Raw genomic sequence first — 21,171 nt, forward strand, 5'->3', positions numbered from 1 at the left:
TCATCCCGCCGCGTTCATCGCCGCCGCCTGCAGCAGCACCGCTTCGATCGTGTGCCGGGTCTTGTCGATGTGCTCCGTCATCGCGCTGACCGCGCGCTCGGTATCGCGCGCCAGCGCGGCCTCCATCAGCTCGCGATGCTCGCGTGCGGCATCGCGATTGCCCCGGTCGGTCTTGCGGGCGAGGTCGAGATAACGCTCATTGTGGGCGAACAGCAGATCGCGCACCCGCATCATCCAGGCGCTGCCGCAGGCCTGAGCGAGCGCGGCGTGAAACTCGCCATGCGCCACGATCCAGGCCGGCGAGAAGCTGCCGTCCGCGGCCGCGATCGGCGTGGCGGCCAGCCGATGGTGCGCGGCGACGATTGCCGTTTCCCAGGAGAGATCACCGTTGGCGATGGCGCGGCGCAGGCACTTGGTTTCGATCTCGATGCGCATGTCGGTGAGATCGCGCAGATCGGCGACCGACACCGGGGCGACGCGAAAGCCGCGCTGCGGCATCGCGGTGACGAGCCCTTCCGCCGTGAGCCGGGCGAGCGCCTCGCGGATCGCCCCGGTGCTGACCGAGAAAGCCGAGCCGAGCTCGCTGATCTTCAGCTTCTCCTCGGGCCGATAGAGGCCCGTCAGCAGGCTGGCGCGAAGCTGTTCATAGACGGTCTGGGTGGCGCTTCCGGACATGGGCGATTCTCGCTGCGGGCCGAGCCAGACTATCAAACCAAAAGTTCATTTTCTTCGAAAAATATATTTTTTGTTGCGAGACGTCAGCACGGTCCTTATGGTTGGCAAAAAGCCGCCGCCAGCGCGGCCCACCAGGGAGGTGTCCATGCGAAGCATCATCGCGATTGCAGGGCTGTTCGTCGTCTCGTCCGTGCTCGGCGCGCCTGCTCAGGCCGAAGACCCGCCCGGCATCACCGCCACCGAAATCCGCATCGGACAGACCATGCCCTATAGCGGGCCGGTCTCCGCCTTCGGCATCCTGGGCAAGGGCGAGGTCGCCTATTTCAAGATGGTCAACGACCGCGGCGGCATCAACGGCCGCAAGGTCAACCTGCTCTCCCTCGACGACAGCTACGTGCCGCCCAAGACCGTCGAGCAGACGCGGCGGCTGATCGAGAGCGATGAGGTCTCCTTCATCTTCTCGACCATGGGCACCGCGCACAACACGGCGATCGCCAAATATCTGCAGGGCAAGAAGGTGCCGCAGCTGTTCGTGGCCTCCGGCGCCTCGAAGTTCGGCGATCCCGCACAGTTTCCGCTGGCGCTGATGGGCGTGATGGCGCCGTTCCGCAACGAAGCCCGCATGTATGCGCGCTACGCGCTGCAGAAGAAGCCCGACGCGACCTTCGCGGTGCTGGCGCAGAACGACGATTTCGGCCGCGACTATCTCGCCGGGCTGAAGGACGTGCTCGGCGAGCGCTTCGACAGCGCGGTCACGGTCGCGAGCTACGAGTCGACCGAGCCGACGATCGACTCCCAGATCGTGAAGCTGAAATCGACCGGCGCCGACGCGCTGATCATCGCCGCGACACCGAAATTCGCCGCACAGGCGATCCGCAAGACCTTCGAGATCAACTGGCGTCCGATGACGTTCCTGACCAATGTCTCGGTGTGGATGTCCTCGGTGATGGAGCCGGCCGGGCTCGAGGCCGGTACGGGCATCATCTCCACGGCCTATGTGAAGGACCCGCTCGATCCGGCCTGGGCAGACGATCCCGGCGTGAAGGGCTGGCGCGACTACATGGCCAAATACGTTCCCGACGGCGACATCCGCGATTCCAACTACGTCAACGGCTACAACAACGGCATGCTGCTGGAGCACGTCCTGAAGGCCGCGGGGAACGACCTGAGCCGCGAGAACATCCTGCGGCAGGCGCTGTCGATCAAGGACCTGGAGCTGCCGATGCTGCTGCCGGGCATCAAGGTGAACACCAGCGAGAGCGACCATCTCCCGGTCGAGCAGGTGCAGTTCATGCGCTTCACCGGCAAGCAGTGGGAGCGCTTCGGCGAAGTGCTCTCGACCAAGTAGCGAAACGCTGCACCCGGCACCGCGTGATCGCGGCAAGCAACCAGGGCGAGCGGATGCCGCTCACGCTTATCCGGGCTGCGCTTTGGCTTGGCCGTTGGACTTTCGGCGCTGAAGGCGTAGAGCTTTCCGTCGAGAACAAGAGAGCCGCGGCGCCATGTCCGAGACCGATCCCCTCACGCTCAAATTCCGCTGCCCGAAGGAGCTCGAAGGCCTGATCCCACAGCCAGTCCCGGCGACGCTGGGGCTTCCCGATTGGCTCAAGGCCATGCCGTCGACGGCCTTCAGCGCGCTCAACCAGGGCGAGGAGCAGACCATCAAGCGCTGCCCGCCTTTCGTCGACGCGATGACATCAGGCTTTCTGATTCCGCTGGTGTGCGACCTCAAGGTCGAGGACGGCGGAATCAGCTGGGACAACGAGCTGCCGCCGGGCGGCGCGATCGATTTTCCGCGCTCGCCGGTCAGCTTCCACGATGTTGCGCAGGTCACGGGATCGCCGCTGTTCGAAGCCGACCGCTTCCTCCTCAAGTTTCACAATCTGTGGACGATCGAGGCGCCGGAAGGCTGGGCGGTGTTGTTCACCCATCCGATCAACCGTTTCGATCTGCCGTTCACCACGCTGACCGGGCTGGTCGACAGCGATCGCTATCACGACTCCTTCGTGCATTTTCCGGTCCATTGGCACGACACGGCGTTCCGCGGCGTTCTTCCGAAGGGCACGCCGGTGGCTCAATGCATTCCGGTGAAGCGGCAGGCGTGGACGATGCAGACGTCCAGCTTCACCGATGAGGAGATTGCAGAGGTGCACGAGGTGCGCGACGCGCTGAAACGCGAGCAGGGACTCTATCGCAAGAAGTTCAGGGCCTAGCCGTTCCCTGCGCCATCGGCTTGCAGAAATTTCGCGGCGGCGCTCGGGCGGAAGAAGAAGCGGCCATGCGAGCTGGCCGCCAGCGCATAGGCGGCGCGGGTGAGCAGATGCGGCCGGCCGCGCAACAATGTGCGCAGCGCCGCCTGCGCGCCGTCGCGCTCGCCCATTTCGAGCAGGCACATCGCCAGACTGGCGCGCGACTGCGTATCGTCGGGCCGCAAGCCGAGCGCGCGGCGGAAGGTGTCGGCAGCATCGGCATAGGCGCCGTCCAGAAACTGCACCGAGGCGAGCTCGATCAGGATATCGGGACGTCCGGGTGCGGCGTCCCGCGCCGCCACGAGGTTCGCATGCGCGCGTGCCCGGTCATTGGTCCGCAGACACAGGCGGGCGAGGTCGAGCTTCAGGTCGACGCTGTCAGGAGACAGAGCCAGCGCATCCTCGATGACGCCAATGGCATCATGGATCTGGCCCGCCTTGGCCAGCCGACCGGCCAGCTCCTGGAACGACGGCAGATAGGGCGGACGCCGCGCCGCGGTCCTGCGCAGCTGCGCGATGCCGTCGGCCGAACGCCGTGCATCGCAGAGCGCTGCGCCCAACAGGGTTTCGATCTCGGGATCAGTGCCGCGAAGCGCCGCCTTCTCCAGCGGTCCGATCGCCTCGCCGGCGCGCTGCTGGCCGAGCAGCGCATGCGCCAGAACAAGAAGTGCCGTCCGGTCGGTCCGGCTGGCTTTCAGGATCGAGGCGGCGATCTGCTCGGCGCGGGCGAACTGCCGCGCGCGCAGCGCGTGGATCGCTTCCTGCAGAGCCTGAGCCTGCAAATTTTTCCGCCGTTCACTCACGCGCTTCTGTCACGACTTGCGGGGACATGTCAGCACTAGCCCGATGGCCGAGGGGTGTCCAGCAACGCGCTCAGCCGAACAATGGCGTTCCCGGAACGAACGCGTCGAAGGCCGCCCAGAACTGCTCGCGATAGCGGTCCTGCTCCTGCAGGATCTCGTGCTTGGCGCCGGCAATGACGAGATGCGAGCCGGCACGCAGATGATAGGCGAACTCCTCGATCGCCGAGGTCGAGACCACGGCATCGTTGGAGGCGGCCAGCATCAGGACCGGCTGGCGGATCTGCGAGGGATAGTGGACGCCGCGGAAAGTGACCATGGCCGAGAAGGCGGCATCGGCCCATGCCACGGTCGGCGACGCGATGCCGAGCGTCGGGTCCTCCTCCAGGATCGCCGCGTTCCGGGCGTAACGCACGGGATCCGAGGTGACGGGATTGCTGACGAACGGCTCGAGCCCGGCCATCCTGTCGTTGCCGCCGGGCACATAGCTGCCGCCCTGCCCGGCGAAGCGCAGCGCCTTCAACAAGAGCCGCGCCGGCAACGCGGTGCGCCGGCCCGGCAGGTCGATCATCGGCGCCGACAGCACCATGCGGTCGAACCAGCGCTTGCCCGCATGGGCAAGCCTGAGCAGCACCGTGCCGCCCATCGAATGCGCCAGCGCGAAATGCGGCGGCGGACAATCCGGCAGCACCACCTGCTGGACGAAGGTCTCGACATCGACTTCGTAATCGGCGAACGAGCGCACATAGCCCTTGCGGGGATCGCGCAAGCGGCGCGACGAATGGCCCTGTCCGCGCCAGTCGAGGATCGCCACCGCGAAGCCGCGGTCGCGCAGGTCCCGCACCGTCTCGAAATACTTCTCGATCATCTCGCTGCGGCCGGTGAAGATGCAGACCGTGCCCTTGCGGCCCGAAGGCGCCGCCCAGCGCGCAAAGCGCAGCTCGGCGCCATCAGGGGTCTTGATGGTGCCGGCGACGACGTTTTCCGGGACGGGATTGGCAGGGATCGAGACGAGCGTCATGAGGCGCGATCGAATAGGTCAATGAAGCCGGGAATCAAGGGTGAACGAAGCGAAAAAGAGGGACGGCAAGATCAGCTTGAACGGCGCCGCATAAGACCCATATCAGCAGCGTGCAGGCCGCTACCAGTGCTTTCGGACGACATCCGGAACATCAGGCTGCACGACGCGGCCCGGCCCGATGGCGGGCGGGTCATTCGAAACAGTCGCTCAATTGGAGGACTTTCATGCGTACCTACGATCTCACCCCCTTCTACCGCTCCACCGTCGGCTTCGACCGTCTCTTCAACCTGCTCGACCAGGCCACCTCCGACGGCAGCCCCGGCTACCCGCCCTACAACATCGAGCGCACCGGCGAGAATGCCTACCGCATCACGGTCGCGGTATCCGGCTTCGGCAAGGATGATCTCTCGATCGTCGCCAAGGAAAACACGCTGACCATCAAGGGCGAGAAGGCCGCCAACGAGAACGCCAAGGCCAAGAGCGACGTGCTGTATCGCGGCATCGCCGCGCGCGCCTTCGAGCGCTCGTTCCAGCTCGCCGACCATGTGGTGGTCAAGAATGCCAGCCTCGAGAACGGCCTGCTCCATGTCGACCTCGAGCGCGAGATTCCCGAGGCCAAGAAGCCCCGCAGCATCCCGATCCAGACCGGCGCGCAGCAGCCGGTAATCGAGGGCTCGGCCGACAAGGCCGCCGCATAAGGCGATCCCGAACTATTCTGAATAATGCAACGCCCCGGGCCTCCGGGGCGTTCTTGTTTGCGCCGGTACCTTTTCCCGTTTGTTGCACTGCGATCAAACGACCGTGATGCAGTAATGGCGCACCGCTCCACGACGAAGACGAGAGCGTGACCAGATCGAGCCTCTTTTTCAGTTCCTCATGGAGCAAACCGATGAACCTCCTTCGCACTCTCACGCTTGCCGCCGCTGCATTGATTGCGGCCGGCACCGCCGCCTCTGCCGCACCGGCCGAGCCTGTCAAAGCCAATAATGTCGTGCTGGTGCACGGCGCCTGGGCGGACGGCTCGAGCTGGGCCAAGGTCATTCCCTATCTGCAGGCGGCAGGCCTCAAGGTGACTGCGGTCCAGAATCCGCTCACCTCTCTTGAGGATTCCGCCGCCGCCACCCGCCGCGCGCTGGCGCTGCAGGACGGGCCGACCGTGCTGGTCGGCCATTCCTGGGCCGGCACCGTCGTCAGCGAGGTCGGCACCGATCCCAAGGTCAGCGCACTCGTCTATATCGCGGCGCGGGCGCCGGATGCCGGCGAAGACTTCTTGGCGTTGGCCGGCAAGTTTCCCAATCCGCCGGCACGGGCCGGCATCGTCAACCATGACGGCGAGACCAAGCTGTCGGAGGATGCGTTCCTGAAGTACTTCGCCAATGGCGTCGATGCGACGACGGCGAAGGAGCTCTATGCGGTGCAATGGCCGACCGCCGCCTCGATCTTTGCAGGCCGCACCACGGCAGCGGCCTGGCACGACAAGCCTTCCTTCTATGCAGTCTCAAAGGAAGACAAGACCATCGATCCGGATTTCGAGCGCTTCCTTGCCAAGCGGATGAAGGCCACCACGATCGAACTGGATGCCGGCCACCTGTCGCTGGTCTCGCATCCGAAGGAGGTCGCGGACCTGATCCTGAAGGCAGCGGGACGGGCGGAGTAACAGGCGAGGCCAGTTCCCGGTCGATAAGCGATAGGCCAAGCTCCGGCTTCCTACTCCAGCCCCTGCACCGGCGGCATGGCCTGCGTCGGCAGCACCCGCGGCATAGGCTTCTGCTCTGCCGCAGGCTTCGGCGGCGTAACGGACGCCGTGGTCTGGGGAGCTGGCTTCGGCTCCGCCGCAGGCTGCGGCTGAGTGACGGTGGCCGTGGCCTGCGGCGCCGGCGGGCTCTCGACCGGCTTCGCCTCGGCAGGCTTGGGATTGAGGGCCGCGGTCTGTGCCGCCGGAGCGGCCGGCCTGACCGCGGGTGCGGCCAGCTTCGGCGCGGGTGGAAGCGCAACGCGGCTCGCCACCCGCGGCGACGGCACGGGCGCCGGCGGCATGAGCCGCGGATCGGCCCGGATCACCGTCGGCGGCGGCAGGCTGTCGATCTGGCCGCGCGGCGGCGCATAGCGCATCCGCTCGTAGTCGCCGCCCCACCGGGAGGCCGGGACGAAGCGGACGATGCGCCCGGATACGGCGTCGATCACGAGCTTGCCGTCCTCGCCGTCGCGATCGAGCACGGCGACGACATAGACATGACCACGCTGCCGCGGCGCGCCCAGAGGCGAGAAGCCGTGGTCGCGCAGGATCGCATAGACCTCGTGTGCCGGCAGGAACGCCGGAGCGTAGCCGTAGTCCGGCGCATAGCCCTCCGGCCGGTACGGCCGCTGCGGCGGGTAGCGGTCATCGGGCCGATACGCATAATCCGGAGCTGGAGCCGGCCCCGGCGCATAACCGTAGGGCGGCGGGGCCGGAACCGGCGCTGGCGGAAGCGGCTGGTCGGCATAAGGGCCGTCGAAATCCGACACCGCGCGGTAGGACGGCGCCAGCGGCTCGGCCTGCGCTGCGGCTGCTGCGATCAAGGCGGCCGAAACGGCACCAAGGGATAATTTCATGGCTTCACGCTCCTGAATGCCCCTGCACCTCGGAGCTTTACGCGCCTGAGGCGTTGGGGCGGAGACGTTCGGCCCCGATTCTGGCGGTCCTTGGCCGGGGCTGCGGCCGGATCACGGCGGCTGATCGCAATCGGTAATGCGATGGCCGGCCCGATTTCACGAAAAGTCCTGCTGGGAAGGCAGGTCCTACTGCGCGCGCCGGGACACTGCGGCCCTTGTATGATAAAGAAAGGTTTGACATGGTGAAGCGTTAGGACAGAATGACTGTCTCAAATTTCGTTGCAAAGAGTGCCTGACCTTTGCAATGATATTGCGGCGCCGAAGGGCGCTGTGACATGACAGGCAGACGTACCAGGCTCGGGCCGTCCGTTGGGACATTCACCCGGACCCCAGCCTGAATTCTGAAAATGCGGCTCGCTGATGAGGACGAGCGTGGGTTCCGGAGAGGGGCCGCGCGACGACCGAGGTGCGCCGGACGGTGGTGGTGGCAAGGCCCAGACCGAAAAAGACGAGGGATGGACATGAGCGGGTCGATGAAGCACGAACAATCGGGTGGCGCAGTGCTGGCGACGGATTCCCGCTTCAAACCGGCCGAGACCACCCACGAAATCCACAAGGAACTTCACACCTGGCGCCCGGAGGCCGAGGGTCTCTATGACCCGGCTCAGGAGAAGGATTCCTGCGGCGTCGGCTTCATCGCCAACATCAAGGGCCAGAAGTCTCACCAGATCGTTGCGGATGCGCTGAGCATCCTGTGCAACCTCGAGCATCGTGGTGCCGTCGGCGCCGACCCGCGCTTCGGCGACGGCGCCGGCATCCTGGTGCAGATCCCGCATGCGTTCTTCTCGCGCAAGGCGACCGAGCTCGGCTTCAAGCTGCCGGCGCCCGGCGAATATGCCATCGGCGCGCTGTTCATGCCGCGCGACGAGGCCTGGCGCAACGTCATCAAGAGCATCATCGCCGACCAGATCGAGGACGAAGGCCTGGTGCTGCTCGGCTGGCGCGACGTGCCCACCGACAACTCCTCGCTGGGCGTCACCGTGAAGCCGACCGAGCCGCGCACCATGCAGGTGTTCATCGGCCGCAACGGCGCCGCCAAGACCGAGGACGAGTTCGAGCGCAAGCTCTACATCCTCCGCAAGTCGATCTCGCAGGCGATCTATCAGCGCCGCGACCGCGGCATGTCGGGCTACTACCCGTGCTCGATGTCGTGCCGGACCGTGATCTACAAGGGCATGTTCCTGGCCGACCAGCTCGGCAAATACTACGCCGATCTGCACGAGCCGGATTTCGAGAGCGCGCTGGCGCTGGTGCATCAGCGTTTCTCGACCAACACCTTCCCGACCTGGTCGCTGGCGCATCCCTACCGCATGATCGCGCACAACGGCGAGATCAACACCCTGCGTGGCAACGTCAACTGGATGGCGGCGCGCCAGGCCTCGGTCTCGTCGGAGCTGTTCGGCAAGGACATCAGCCGGCTCTGGCCGATCTCCTATGAAGGCCAGTCCGATACCGCCTGCTTCGACAACGCGCTCGAATTCCTGGTGCAGGGCGGCTACTCGCTGCCGCACGCGGTCATGATGATGATCCCGGAAGCGTGGGCCGGCAATCCGCTGATGAGCGAGGAGCGCCGCTCGTTCTACGAATATCACGCCGCCATGATGGAGCCGTGGGACGGACCGGCTGCGATCGCCTTTACCGACGGCCGCCAGATCGGCGCCACGCTTGACCGCAACGGCCTGCGTCCGGCGCGCTATCTCGTCACCAAGGACGACCGCATCGTGATGGCGTCCGAAATGGGCGTGTTGAAGATCCCGGAGGACCAGATCGTCACCAAGTGGCGGCTGCAGCCCGGCAAGATGCTGCTGGTCGATCTCGACCAGGGCCGCCTCATTCCGGACGATGAGATCAAGGCGCAGCTCGCGGCCAGCCATCCTTATAAGGAGTGGCTCGCGCGCACCCAGATCCAGGTCGAGAAGCTGCCGGATGCGCCGACCAAGGGCGCGCGCACCAACCTGCCGCTGCTCGATCGGCAGCAGGCGTTCGGCTACACCCAGGAAGACATCAGCATCCTGATGACGCCGATGGCCGCCACCGGCGAAGAGCCCACGGGCTCGATGGGCAATGACACGCCGATCTCGGCGCTGTCGGACAAGCCGAAGCTGCTGTTCACCTATTTCAAGCAGAACTTCGCCCAGGTGACCAATCCGCCGATCGATCCGATCCGCGAGGAACTGGTGATGAGCCTGGTCTCGATCATCGGACCCAGGCCGAACCTGTTCGACCTCGAGGGCGTTGCCTCGACCAAGCGGCTCGAAGTGCACCAGCCGATCCTGACCGATGCGGACCTGGAGAAGATCCGGTCGATCTCGGAAGTCTCCGACAGCCATTTCGTCTCGCGCACGCTCGACACCACCTTCGATGCCGGCCTGGGCGCGAACGGTTTGGAAGAGATGCTCGACGATCTCTGCGGCCGCGCCGAAGCCGCGGTGCGCGAGGGCGTCAACATCATCATCCTGTCGGACCGCATGGTCTCGGCCGAGCGGATCGCGATCCCCTCGCTGCTCGCCTGCGCCGCCGTGCATCATCATCTGATCCGCACCGGGCTGCGCACCTCGGTGGGCCTGGTGGTCGAATCGGGCGAGCCGCGCGAGGTGCACCACTTCGCCTGCCTCGCCGGCTACGGCGCCGAGGCGATCAACCCCTATCTCGCCTTCGAGACCATCATCGCTCTGAAGGACAAGCTGCCTGGCGCTCTGAGCGACTACGAGGTGGTGAAGCGCTACATCAAGTCGATCGGCAAGGGCCTGCTCAAGGTCATGTCCAAGATGGGCATCTCGACCTATCAATCCTATTGCGGCGCGCAGATCTTCGACGCGGTCGGGCTCAAGGGGGAGTTCGTACAGAAGTTCTTCGCCGGCACGCATAGCCGCGTCGAAGGCGTGGGGCTCGCCGAGATCGCCGAGGAAACCACGCGCCGTCACACGGACGCTTTCGGCGAGGCGCTGGTCTACAAGAGCGCGCTCGATGTCGGCGGCGAATATGCCTTCCGTAGCCGCGGCGAAGATCACGCCTGGACTGCGGAGTCGGTGTCGACCCTGCAGCATGCGGTGCGCGGCAACTCCAAGGAGCGCTACCAGGCGTTCGCGAAGATCCTCAACGAGCAATCGGAACGGCTCTTGACCTTGCGCGGCCTGTTCCGGATCAAGTCGGCCGAGGACGATAAGCGCAAGCCGGTCCCGCTCGACGAGGTCGAGCCGGCCAAGGAGATCGTCAAGCGCTTTGCCACGGGTGCGATGAGCTTCGGCTCGATCTCGCGCGAGGCGCATACGACGCTGGCGATCGCGATGAACCGGATCGGCGGCAAGTCGAACACCGGCGAAGGCGGCGAGGAAGCCGACCGCTTCAAGCCGCTGCCGAACGGCGATTCCATGCGCTCGGCGATCAAGCAGGTGGCCTCGGGCCGGTTCGGCGTGACGACGGAATATCTCGTCAACTCCGACATGATGCAGATCAAGATGGCTCAAGGAGCGAAGCCCGGCGAAGGTGGCCAGCTCCCCGGCCACAAGGTCGATGCCACCATCGCCAAGGTGCGGCATTCGACGCCGGGCGTCGGCCTGATTTCGCCGCCGCCGCATCACGACATCTATTCGATCGAAGACCTGGCGCAGCTGATCTACGACCTGAAGAACGTCAATCCGGACGGTCAGGTCTCGGTCAAGCTGGTCTCGGAAATCGGCGTCGGCACGGTCGCGGCGGGCGTCGCCAAGGCCCGTGCCGACCATGTGACGATCGCGGGCTTCGAGGGCGGCACCGGTGCCTCGCCGCTGACCTCGATCAAGCATGCCGGCTCGCCCTGGGAGATCGGCCTTGCCGAAACCCACCAGACCCTGGTGCGCGAGCGGCTGCGCAGCCGCATCGTGGTCCAGGTCGACGGCGGCTTCCGCACCGGGCGTGACGTCGTGATCGGCGCGCTGCTCGGTGCCGACGAGTTCGGCTTCGCCACCGCGCCCTTGATCGCGGCCGGCTGCATCATGATGCGCAAGTGCCATCTGAACACCTGCCCGGTCGGCGTCGCGACGCAGGACCCGGTGCTGCGCAAGCGCTTCACCGGCCAGCCCGAGCACGTCATCAACTACTTCTTCTTCGTGGCCGAAGAGGTCCGCGAGATCATGGCGAGCCTCGGCTATCGCTCCTTCAACGAGATGGTCGGCCAGGTGCAGATGCTGGATCAGTCCAAGCTGGTCGCGCATTGGAAGGCCAAGGGCCTCGATTTCTCCAAGCTGTTCGTGAAGCAGAAGGAGCAGCCGGGCCAGAAGATCTATCGTTCGGAAGCGCAGAACCATCACCTGGAGGCCGTGCTCGACCGCAAGCTGATCGAGCAGGCGCGGCCCGCGCTCGATCGCGGCGCACCGGTGAAGATCGAGGCCGAGATCAACAACACCGACCGCTCGGCCGGTGCGATGCTCTCCGGCGCGGTCGCCAAGATCTACGGCCATGCCGGCCTGCCGCATGACACGATCCATGTCAGCCTCAAGGGCACCGCGGGCCAGGCCTTCGGCGCGTGGCTGGCGCACGGCGTCACCTTCGAGCTCGAAGGCGAAGGCAACGACTATGTCGGCAAGGGCCTCTCCGGCGGCCGCATCATCGTCAAGCCGCCGCGGATCTCCGGCATCGTGCCGGAGGAATCGATCATCGTCGGCAACACCGTGATGTACGGCGCGATCTCCGGCGAGTGCTACTTCCGCGGCATCGCCGGCGAGCGCTTCGCCGTACGCAACTCCGGCGCGGTCGCGGTGGTCGAAGGCGCCGGCGACCATTGCTGCGAGTACATGACCGGCGGCATCGTCGTCGTGCTGGGTAAGACCGGGCGCAACTTCGCGGCCGGCATGTCGGGCGGCGTCGCCTACGTGCTGGACGAGGCCGGCGACTTCGACAAGCTCTGCAACATGGCGATGGTCGAGCTCGAACCGGTGCTGTCCGAGGAGATGATCGCCGAGGACACCTACCACCAGATGAGCGATCTCGAGGCGCATGGCCGGGTCGACGTGTTCAAGAACCTGCTCGCCTCCGACGTCGAACGGCTGCATATCTTGATCTCGCGTCACGCCAAGGCGACAGGCTCCAAACGAGCGGCCGAGATCCTTTCGAACTGGAAGGACTATGCGCCGAAGTTCCGGAAGGTGATGCCGGTGGAATACCGCCGCGCGCTGAAGGAAATGGCGGCCAATGCCGACGCCGAGCCGAAGATCGCAATCGGGGCTTGATGCGGGACAAAGCCGCTAGCGTCATTGCGAGCGCAGCGAAGCAATCCATGGCTCCAGACAAAGGCTGGATTGCTTCGTCACCTCGCTCCTCGCAATGACGGGAATTACTTCGAGATTCCGGGTCTGCGCCGATCGGCGCGTCCCGGAATGACGGGACAAGGATCGTAAGGGACGTCGTAGGTTCATGGGCAAGGTCACAGGTTTTCTCGAAATCGAGCGGCACGATCGCAAGTACACGCCCGTGGCCGAGCGTCTGAAACACTTCCACGAATTCGTGGTCCCGCTCTCCGAGAAGGAGCTGCGCGACCAGGCGGCACGCTGCATGAACTGCGGCATCCCCTATTGCCACGGCACCGGCTCGGCCGCGCCGGGGGCGCCCGGGTGCCCGGTCAACAACCAGATCCCGGATTGGAACGACCTCGTCTACAACGGCAATTGGGAAGAGGCCGCGCGCAACCTGCACTCGACCAACAACTTCCCGGAATTCACCGGCCGCATCTGCCCTGCCCCGTGCGAGGCCTCCTGCACGCTCAACATCGACGACAACCCGGTCACCATCAAGACGATCGAATGCGCGATCGTCGACAAGGCGTTCGAGCAGGGCTGGATCAAGCCGGAGCCGGCGGCGGTGAAGACCGGCAAGAAGATCGCGGTCGTGGGCGCCGGCCCCGCCGGGCTCGCCTGCGCGCAGCAACTGGCGCGGGCCGGCCATGACGTCCACGTCTTCGAGAAGAACGCCAAGGCCGGCGGCCTGCTGCGCTACGGCATTCCCGACTTCAAGATGGAGAAGGGCATCATCGACCGTCGCCTGGCGCAGATGGAAGGCGAAGGCGTCACCTTCCATTACGGCGTCCATGTCGGCGGCAATGGCGGGCTCGATGCCAAGAGCCTGCTGAAGGACTATGATGCCGTGGCGCTGACCGGCGGCGCCGAGGCGCCGCGCGACCTGGCGATCCCCGGCCGCGATCTCTCCGGCATCCACTACGCCATGGACTTCCTGCCGCAGCAGAACCGCCGCGTGGGCAACGAGCCTGTCAACGCCACCGACATCCTCGCCGGCGGCAAGCATGTCGTCGTGATCGGCGGCGGCGATACCGGAAGTGACTGCATCGGCACCTCGCTGCGCCAGGGCGCATTGTCGGTCACGCAGCTCGAGATCATGCCGGCGCCGCCCGAGCACGAGAACAAGCCGCTGACCTGGCCGAACTGGCCCTTGAAGATGCGGACCTCGTCGAGCCAGGCCGAAGGTGCCGCGCGCGAATTCGCGGTGCTCACCCAGAAGTTCGAGGGCGAGAGCGGCGCAGTCAAGAAGCTGCATTGCGTGCGCGTCGATGGCCAGTTCAAGCCGATCCCCGGCACCGAGTTCGAGCTCGCCGCCGACCTCGTGCTGCTGGCGATGGGTTTCGTGCATCCGGTGCATGAGGGTCTGCTGAAGACTCTCGGCGTCGATCTCGACCCGCGCGGCAACGTCAAGGCCAACCTCACCGACTATCAGACCTCGGTGCAGAAGGTGTTCTCGGCCGGCGACATGCGCCGCGGCCAATCGCTGGTGGTGTGGGCGATCCGCGAGGGCCGGCTCTGCGCGCAGGCCATCGACACCTTCCTGATGGGCAGGACCGACCTGCCGCGGTGAAGCGGCGGTCAACCTGTTGGTTGCGGCGCTCGCGCCGCACCCGCTTTCGCGGGTGATCTAGCCGGATTTTCCGAAGCAGCGCCGCCTCTCACCCGCACAAGGCAGACTCACGTCGCCAGTGCAGTGCGAATGGCTCGCGCCAAATCGGAGCTGAGATACGGCTTCGGCAACAGCAGCACGCCCGCATCGAGCCGGCCGTGATGCACGATCGCGTTCTCGGTGTAGCCGGAGGTGTAGAGCACTTTCAGGTCCGGCCGCCGTTTCACGGCCTCGGTCGCGAGCTGGCGACCATTCATTCCGCCGGGCATGATCACATCCGTGAACAACAGGTCGATGTGGCCGGCTTCGTCGATGACCGCCAGCGCCTCGCCGGCATTGCCGGCGGCGATGGTGCGATAACCCAGGCGCTCGATCTGGGCCACGACGTAATCGCGGACCAGCACGTCGTCCTCGACGATCAGGATGGTTTCGTCGCCACGCTCGCTTCCCGAACTGGCGGGCTCGACCTCCGGCGCATCGGCCTCCGCATCCTGGGCGGGGGAGGCCTGCGGCAGATACAGCCTCACGGTGGTGCCGTGGCCTTCTTCGCTGTAGATCTTGATGTGCCCGTTGGACTGCCTGACGAAGCCATAGACCATGGACAGGCCGAGCCCTGATCCCTTGCCGAGGCCCTTGGTGGTGAAGAAGGGATCGAACACCTTGTCGAGCAAGGGACGCGGGATGCCCTCTCCCGTGTCGCTCACGGCGATCATGACGTAATTGCCGGGCCGGACCTCGCTGTTGCGGCTGGCATAGTCGGTATCGAGCACGACGTTCTTGGTCTCCAAGATCAGCTTGCCGCCATTGGGCATGGCGTCACGCGCGTTCAAGGCGAGGTTCAGGATCGCGGTCGAGAGCTGGCTCGGATCGATCAGCGCCGGCGCGGCATCGTGCGCCAGCATCGATTCGATTTCGATCTGCACGCCGAGCGTCGGGCGCAGCAGGCCCGCGACATCCACGACCAGGGCGTTGATGTCCGTGCTGCGCGGCTGCAGCGGCTGCTGGCGGGCGAACGCCAGCAGATGCCGGGTCAGGTCCGCGCCCCTCGCCGCGGCGGCGCCGATCATGGAGGTGATCTGGGCCAGCAGCGGCCGATCCTTGACGCCGTCGCTGAGCATTTCGATCGAGCCGGTGATCACGGTCAGGATGTTGTTGAAGTCGTGCGCGACGCCGCCGGTGAGCTGGCCGATCGCTTCCATCTTCTGCGCCTGCCGCACCTGAGCCTCGGTCGCCTCCATCTCCTGAAAGCGCCGGACCATGGCCTCGGCGTTGCGGCGCTGCCGGGTCTCCTCCTCGAGCGCCGCATAGGCCTGCAGAAGCTGCACACGCGTCGGCATCACCAGGAGATGCGGCAGTCCCAGCAGCAGCCCGGTCCCGAGCACGGCGGAGATCAGCGCCAGGACCACTTTGATGGCTACAGCCAGGCCATCGACCGGCACCCACAGCCCAGCGATCGAAAGCGCACAGCTCACGGCGCCGACCGCGGCGAGCCCGCCGAGTGCCCCGATCAGGCTGACGAAGATTCGCAACATGTCGCCATGCCGGCGCAGCAGGAAAACCGCGACTGCAATCGCCATCGCAAGCGATCCACAGGCGAGCACGGCCTCGGAAACCACATTCAACCAGAGCAATCCCGGCTGCCACGGCAAGCAGGCCTCGTGCGGGGTGAGCGTCGACATGTCCAGAACATCTCCAGGCCATAGCCACCCCGGCACCGGCTCCGCGCCGAGTCGGAATGGTCAGACGGATCATTCAGGTTCCTGCTTACCGCGCAAGCGCACAACGCCTGGATCAGGAGTGATCGTGGGGAAGGCTCCGGTCCCGCGGGGAGTGCCCGCCCGCTGGGCAGCCAGCGGGTGCGGCAACGTCCCGGGCTTACGAGCGCAAGCTCAACCCTGCCCCTCGATCCGACCCCAGATCTCGTCCGCTGACACCGGCAGCGTGACGCCGAAGGTCTCCTCGATCACCCGCCCCAGTTCGCCGGCGGTCTCGATCATACGCTCGGAGACCATCTCCCCGTCGCGCGCCTCGATCAACAGCCGCCGGTTGACGAGCTTGTAGCGCGCCTCGCGCGCAAGCCGCTCCATCACCACCATCGAGGTGAACGGCACGCTGGGGTGGGTGGAGGTGTACCAATTGCCCAGTGCATAGTCAGCCGGCAGCTGCGGATGCAGATCGAACACATACATCGTCCGCCAGCCCGCGGGCTGCTTCGCCGCGAGCCAGAACAGGCCGTCATCGGATTGGGTCAGGCGGAACGTCCCCATCGCCGTCGGCTGCACGATGTCAGCCTGAAGCCTCAGCGGCGCATCGAGCAGGCAGGAGCCGAAGCCGGCATCGGCCAGATAAGGCCCGTCGGCGAGATCGACCTTGAGCAGCATGTGCGTGCGCGGGCCGAGCGGAGCATCGGGCTCGAAGCGCCAGCGGACCCGCCCCGACAGGCTGGTGACCGTAAAGCCGACTGCCTCGAGCGCGGCCTGCAGCAGCGCGTTCTGCTCGAAGCAATAACCGCCACGACGGCCATCGACGAGCTTCCGCTGCACCGAGGCGAGATCGAGGTGAACGGGACGACCGAGCAGCGGATCGAGCCCCTCGAACGCGATCGCATCCACATGCGCGGCATGGAGTGCTGCCAACGTTTGCCGATTTGGCTGAAGCGGCCCGCGATAGCCGATGCGGGCGAGATATTTGTCGAGGTGGAATTCGTCAGGCATCGGCCGCGCCTCTGTTTTCTCTCGCTAGAGGGCATAGCATGGTCGCATGCAGTCGTTCCAGATCGCACGAGCTGCAGTCCACCCGCCGGCTGCGCAGGTGCTTTGCCCCATCCTACCCCCATCACCCTGCCTTCTTGCTCCAGCGCTCCGCGAAGTGATGCAGCGGCATGAAGGTTTCCAACAGTTCGCGACCAAGCGGCGTGAGTGCATAGCCGCCTTCGCCGAGCGCGACAAAGCCAGCCTCGCGCAGCTCGGTGATGCGCGTCTGCAGCACGGTTGGCGAGACCTCGTCGCAAGCCGTGCGAAGTGCACGCGAGGTCAGCGCGTCATCACGCAACTCCCACAGGATACGCAAGGACCAGCGCCTGCCCAACAGATCGAGCAGCACCATGATCGGACGGCCCGAGCGGGAGCCACGCACGGCTCGTGATTTGACCGGAGACGACTCGGCTGCAGCCGAGATGGTCCGACGCGATTTTGCCAGACTTGGCTTGTTTGGCCCCGGTTTGGTCGGTGCCGGCATGTCGTGCCCCCTTCGCACAGAAATACGGCTCTTGCCAAACGCTACAAAAAGCGTAGCGTTTCGCTACAATAAATGTAGCACACAGGAGGAGCCGCCGCATGCCCCGCATCCCCCCGCTGGAGCCGCCCTACCCTGCAGACATCCAGGCGCAGTTCGATCGCATCATGCGCGGCGCGCCGCCGCTGATGCTGTTCCGCGTCATGGCCGGCCACCAGCGGGCGTGGGGCAAGTTCGGTGGGGGCAGCTTGCTCGATCGCGGTCCCCTGTCCCTGCGCGAACGCGAGATTGCGATCGACCGGACCTGCGCCCTGAATGGATGCGAATATGAGTGGGGCGTGCATGTCAGCACGTTCGCTGCTGCCGCCGAGCTGACTGCCGAGCAAATTCGCGCAACCGTCCTCGAAGGCAGTCAGGCGGCCTGCTGGTCCGAAGCCGAGCGGGCGTTGCTCCTCGCCGTCGACGCTCTGCACCGGCGTGCGACTCTGGGCGTGGCCGAGTTCGCGACACTACGCGCACATTACAACGAGGATCAGATCCTCGAGATCATCCTGCTCTGCGGATTCTATCGCACCGTGTCGTATCTGGCGAACGCGCTGGACCTGCCGCTGGAGGAAACTGCGGCGCGTTTTCCTGCACGGACCTCATGCGGAGCGTGAGCGAAGCAATCCGGCGCTCAGCCCTAATCTGGATTTGCTTCGGAGCCTAACGCTCCTCGCAATGACGGCTGGAGAGAGATCACGCCACCCCGGCGCGCAGCAGATCGTGCATGTGCAGGATGCCGACCGGCTTGCCTGCCTCGGTGACGATCAGCGTGGTGATCTTCGCGGAGTTGAGGATCTCCAGCGCTTCCGAGGCGAGCGCGTCGCTGCGGACCGTGCGCGGCGTCTGCGTCATGATGTCGTCGACCAGCGCCGTCATCAAATCGGGCCGCATCTTCCGCCGGAGATCGCCGTCGGTGATGATGCCCGCGACGTGGCCGTTTCCATCGGTGATGATGACGCAGCCGAGCCCCTTGTCCGACATCTCCAGCAGCGCGTCCGTCATGACGGTGCCGAGCGGTTTCACCGGCACCGCATCGCCCGAGCGCATCAGATCGGCGATGTGCTTGAGCATCGCCCCTAACTTGCCGCCAGGATGGAAATTGGCGAATTCGAGCGCGGTGAAGCCGCGGCCTTCGAGCAGCGCGATCGCGAGCGCATCGCCGATCGCCGCCTGCATCAGGGTCGAGGTGGTCGGCGCCAGATTGTGCGGACAGGCCTCGCGCACCTTCGGCAGCTCCAGCACGATCCGCGCGGCCTGACCGAGCGAGGAGGCCGCATTCGAGGTCACCGCGATCATCGGGATCGCGAAGCGCTTGGAATAATTGACGAGGTTCTTCATCTCCGACTGCTCGCCGGACCAGGACAGCGCGATGATGACGTCGTCGCCGGTGATCATGCCGAGGTCGCCATGGCCGGCTTCCGCCGCATGCACGAAGAAGGCGGGCGTGCCGGTCGAGGCCAGGGTCGCCGCGATCTTGCGCGCGACATGGCCGGACTTGCCGAGCCCGGTCAGGATGGCGCGGCCCTTGGCCTCGCGGATCAGCGTCGTCGCCGCGATGAAAGCCGTTCCGAGCGTTCCCCGCAGCGCGGCCGAGATCGCGACGATACCGTTGCTGCCGATCTCCAGGGTGCGCAGCGCCGACTGCACATCGGCATGGTCGGCGGCGGATTCGATCAGGGGATTGGAGCTCGGCATCGACGCATTCCACGACAGACAGATGACGCGGAGGTCTTACCACGGGTCGGGCGGTAAAGGCGGCATCAACAGCCCATTAACCATATTTGTTTTTACTCCCTTCACGGCAGGAATTGCCGACCGGCGCGGGGCCGCGCGGGCCAAATACATGATTTCGTTGGAGTATTTTCATCGTGGGTTGGGGGCCCGACAGCGGCCGGATCAGGCGCCCTTCGTGGTGCGACCGCGCCGCCGCAAGCCTATGGCTCCTGGCCGCCGCGGCCGCGCCTGCCTCGGCGCAGACCACGGATATGCTTCGCCCGGTCCCTGACGGCTTCCTGCTGCCGCAGGATTCACCGCTGCGTCGGATCGCCACAAGCGAACTGCCCGCGCCGGCCGCCCCTGCCCGCGTTGTGCAGTCCCCCGGCGGCGCCGCCGCATCACGGGTCAGCCTGGGGCCGCTGGCCGGCCTGTCGGCCGCGAGCGGGGCGGCGGACTCTGGGTATGATTCGCTGAACCGCACCCGCAGGAAGCCGAAATATTATCCGGCGCAGCCCCGCCCGAAGCCCGCCCTCGGCCCTGGCACGCCGCCGCCCGGCGGCCTCGTCGGCGAGCTCCGCCCGTCCCTGCCGCCGTCTGCCGGTGCCAACAGGCCGCCGCTGCCGCCGGCGATGGCCGGCAGCGTGCCCGGCCAGCCACCCCGGAAGCGGCTCAGGGTCGACGACGATCCATTCGGCGCGGTCGGCGACTATATGGGCCCGTTCCTGGTGAAATCGGCGGTCGAGATCTCCGCCGGCTACGACACCAATCCGGCGCGGCTTGCGAACGCGCGCGGGCTGCCGTTCTGGGTGGTCGCGCCGGAGTTTCTCGCGGTATCGAACTGGGAGCGCCACGCTGTCGTCGCCGATCTGCGCGGCTCCTTCACCGGCTATGGCGGCTCGCTGCCGGCCATCATCGACGGCGGCATCAACCCGGCGCCCACCAATCTCGACCGGCCGGATTTCACCGGCCACGTCGACGGCCGGCTCGACGTCACCGGGGACACCTCGGTCGGCGCGCAGCTGCGGCTGCGGGCTGCGACCGACAATCCCGGCAGCCCGAACATCCAGGCCGGGCTCGCCCGCTATCCGGTCTACACCACGCTGGGCACGACGATTGGCGTCGACCAGCGCTTCAATCGCCTGCAGATTTCGGCCGGCGCCACCATCGACCGCACCAGCTACGAGCAGAGCAAGCTGACCAACGGCGCCATGACCTCGAACGACGACCGCAACTTCAACCAATATGGCGGGGTCGGGCGCGCCTCCTATGAAGTCTCGCCCGGCTTGAAGCCGTTCGTGGAAGTCGAAGGCGACAGCCGCGTACATGACCTGCCGTACGACCGCTCCTTCTATCGGCGCGACTCGAGCGGCGGCTACGCCAAGGCCGGCAGCTCGTTCGAGCTGACGCGACTTCTGACCGGCGAGGTCTCGATCGGTTACGCCGCGCGCAGCTATGTCGATCCCAGACTGAACCGGCTGCAGGGATTTTTGACCACGGCCTCGCTGGTGTGGTCGGCGACGCCGTTGACGACGGCCAAATTCCTCTCCGACACGCAGCTTGCGGAAACCACCGTGGCCGGCGCCTCCGGCGTCCTCGTGCGCACCTACACCGTCGAGGTCGACCACGATTTCCGCCGCTGGCTCACCGCCATCGGCAAGTTCACCTTCGGCACGCTGGACTATCAGGGCTACGGTCGCAGCGACAAGACCTACTCGACCGAAGGCAACCTGATCTACAAGATGACCCGCAACCTCTGGCTCAAGGGCACGTTACGCTACGATGTGCTGGATTCGAACGTCGCAGGCGCAAGCTCATCCGGCACGGTGGTGATGCTCGGCGTCCGGCTGCAGAATTGAGCTTAAGCGAACGACCGTAGGGTGGGCAAAGCGAAGCGTGCCCA

General features: G+C 65.9%; 16 protein-coding genes. 8 read left to right on the forward strand and 8 right to left on the reverse strand.

What is annotated here, in order from left to right; translation table 11 throughout:
* Complete coding sequence (locus QXZ85_RS16445; RefSeq protein ID WP_315768652.1) at window positions 1–675, reverse strand: GntR family transcriptional regulator; 675 nt, start codon at window positions 673–675, stop codon at window positions 1–3.
* Window positions 676–820: 145 nt separating this feature from the next.
* On the opposite strand from QXZ85_RS16445, the gene QXZ85_RS16450 reads away from it, so the two are divergent.
* Window positions 821–2,023, forward strand: a complete 1,203-nt coding sequence (locus QXZ85_RS16450; protein WP_315768651.1) for an ABC transporter substrate-binding protein — start codon at window positions 821–823, stop codon at window positions 2,021–2,023.
* Between the two features lie 154 nt (window positions 2,024–2,177).
* Window positions 2,178–2,888, forward strand: a complete 711-nt coding sequence (locus tag QXZ85_RS16455; protein WP_315727560.1) for a hypothetical protein — start codon at window positions 2,178–2,180, stop codon at window positions 2,886–2,888.
* Here QXZ85_RS16455 and QXZ85_RS16460 read toward each other — a convergent pair.
* Together QXZ85_RS16460 and QXZ85_RS16465 are read right to left on the reverse strand one after the other, a co-directional pair.
* Window positions 2,885–3,706 (reverse strand): tetratricopeptide repeat protein, encoded by an 822-nt coding sequence (locus tag QXZ85_RS16460; protein WP_315706547.1) that lies wholly within the window; start codon window positions 3,704–3,706, stop codon window positions 2,885–2,887. The two genes, QXZ85_RS16455 and QXZ85_RS16460, sit on opposite strands and share 4 nt — an antisense overlap.
* A gap of 91 nt (window positions 3,707–3,797) precedes the next feature.
* On the reverse strand, window positions 3,798–4,745 hold the full coding sequence (locus QXZ85_RS16465; RefSeq protein ID WP_315727558.1) for an alpha/beta hydrolase: 948 nt from the start codon (window positions 4,743–4,745) through the stop codon (window positions 3,798–3,800).
* A 224-nt stretch (window positions 4,746–4,969) separates the two neighbouring features.
* Here QXZ85_RS16465 and QXZ85_RS16470 point away from each other — a divergent pair, with 224 nt between their 5' ends.
* Window positions 4,970–5,443: an Hsp20 family protein gene (locus QXZ85_RS16470; protein ID WP_315706545.1), complete on the forward strand. Its 474-nt coding sequence runs from the start codon at window positions 4,970–4,972 to the stop codon at window positions 5,441–5,443.
* 191 nt (window positions 5,444–5,634) lie between these two features.
* The gene (locus tag QXZ85_RS16475; RefSeq protein WP_315706544.1) at window positions 5,635–6,402 is read left to right on the forward strand and encodes an alpha/beta hydrolase; all 768 of its coding nucleotides are present in this window, start codon (window positions 5,635–5,637) and stop codon (window positions 6,400–6,402) included.
* Between the two features lie 50 nt (window positions 6,403–6,452).
* On the opposite strand, the gene QXZ85_RS16480 is transcribed toward QXZ85_RS16475, so the two are convergent.
* Entirely contained in the window at window positions 6,453–7,337 is an 885-nt protein-coding gene (locus QXZ85_RS16480; protein WP_315764716.1) for a hypothetical protein, read from the reverse strand.
* Window positions 7,338–7,870: 533 nt separating this feature from the next.
* On the opposite strand from QXZ85_RS16480, the gene gltB reads away from it, so the two are divergent.
* On the forward strand, window positions 7,871–12,604 hold the full coding sequence (gltB, locus tag QXZ85_RS16485; protein ID WP_409977777.1) for a glutamate synthase large subunit: 4,734 nt from the start codon (window positions 7,871–7,873) through the stop codon (window positions 12,602–12,604).
* Between the two features lie 184 nt (window positions 12,605–12,788).
* Complete coding sequence (locus tag QXZ85_RS16490) at window positions 12,789–14,237, forward strand: glutamate synthase subunit beta (protein ID WP_315764721.1); 1,449 nt, start codon at window positions 12,789–12,791, stop codon at window positions 14,235–14,237.
* A gap of 107 nt (window positions 14,238–14,344) precedes the next feature.
* On the opposite strand, the gene QXZ85_RS16495 is transcribed toward QXZ85_RS16490, so the two are convergent.
* From QXZ85_RS16495 to QXZ85_RS16505, 3 genes are all read right to left on the reverse strand, one after another.
* Window positions 14,345–15,955 carry an ATP-binding protein gene (locus QXZ85_RS16495; protein WP_315766882.1) on the reverse strand — a complete coding sequence of 537 codons (1,611 nt, stop codon included), beginning with the start codon at window positions 15,953–15,955 and terminating at the stop codon, window positions 14,345–14,347.
* Between the two features lie 210 nt (window positions 15,956–16,165).
* Window positions 16,166–16,990, reverse strand: a complete 825-nt coding sequence (locus QXZ85_RS16500; protein ID WP_315729678.1) for an arylamine N-acetyltransferase — start codon at window positions 16,988–16,990, stop codon at window positions 16,166–16,168.
* Between the two features lie 121 nt (window positions 16,991–17,111).
* Window positions 17,112–17,381 carry a helix-turn-helix domain-containing protein gene (locus tag QXZ85_RS16505; protein WP_315706693.1) on the reverse strand — a complete coding sequence of 90 codons (270 nt, stop codon included), beginning with the start codon at window positions 17,379–17,381 and terminating at the stop codon, window positions 17,112–17,114.
* Between the two features lie 230 nt (window positions 17,382–17,611).
* Between QXZ85_RS16505 and QXZ85_RS16510 the strand changes: the two genes are divergently transcribed.
* Complete coding sequence (locus tag QXZ85_RS16510) at window positions 17,612–18,169, forward strand: carboxymuconolactone decarboxylase family protein (RefSeq protein ID WP_315744303.1); 558 nt, start codon at window positions 17,612–17,614, stop codon at window positions 18,167–18,169.
* Window positions 18,170–18,248: 79 nt separating this feature from the next.
* Here QXZ85_RS16510 and QXZ85_RS16515 read toward each other — a convergent pair whose 3' ends face one another.
* Window positions 18,249–19,250 carry a KpsF/GutQ family sugar-phosphate isomerase gene (locus tag QXZ85_RS16515; RefSeq protein ID WP_316174464.1) on the reverse strand — a complete coding sequence of 334 codons (1,002 nt, stop codon included), beginning with the start codon at window positions 19,248–19,250 and terminating at the stop codon, window positions 18,249–18,251.
* A 173-nt stretch (window positions 19,251–19,423) separates the two neighbouring features.
* On the opposite strand from QXZ85_RS16515, the gene QXZ85_RS16520 reads away from it, so the two are divergent.
* The gene (locus QXZ85_RS16520) at window positions 19,424–21,127 is read left to right on the forward strand and encodes an outer membrane beta-barrel protein (RefSeq protein ID WP_409977776.1); all 1,704 of its coding nucleotides are present in this window, start codon (window positions 19,424–19,426) and stop codon (window positions 21,125–21,127) included.
* Window positions 21,128–21,171: the final 44 nt, after the last annotated feature.

The sequence above is a fragment of the Bradyrhizobium sp. SZCCHNGR1005 genome, assembly GCF_032489995.1.
Lineage (GTDB): Bacteria > Pseudomonadota > Alphaproteobacteria > Rhizobiales > Xanthobacteraceae > Bradyrhizobium.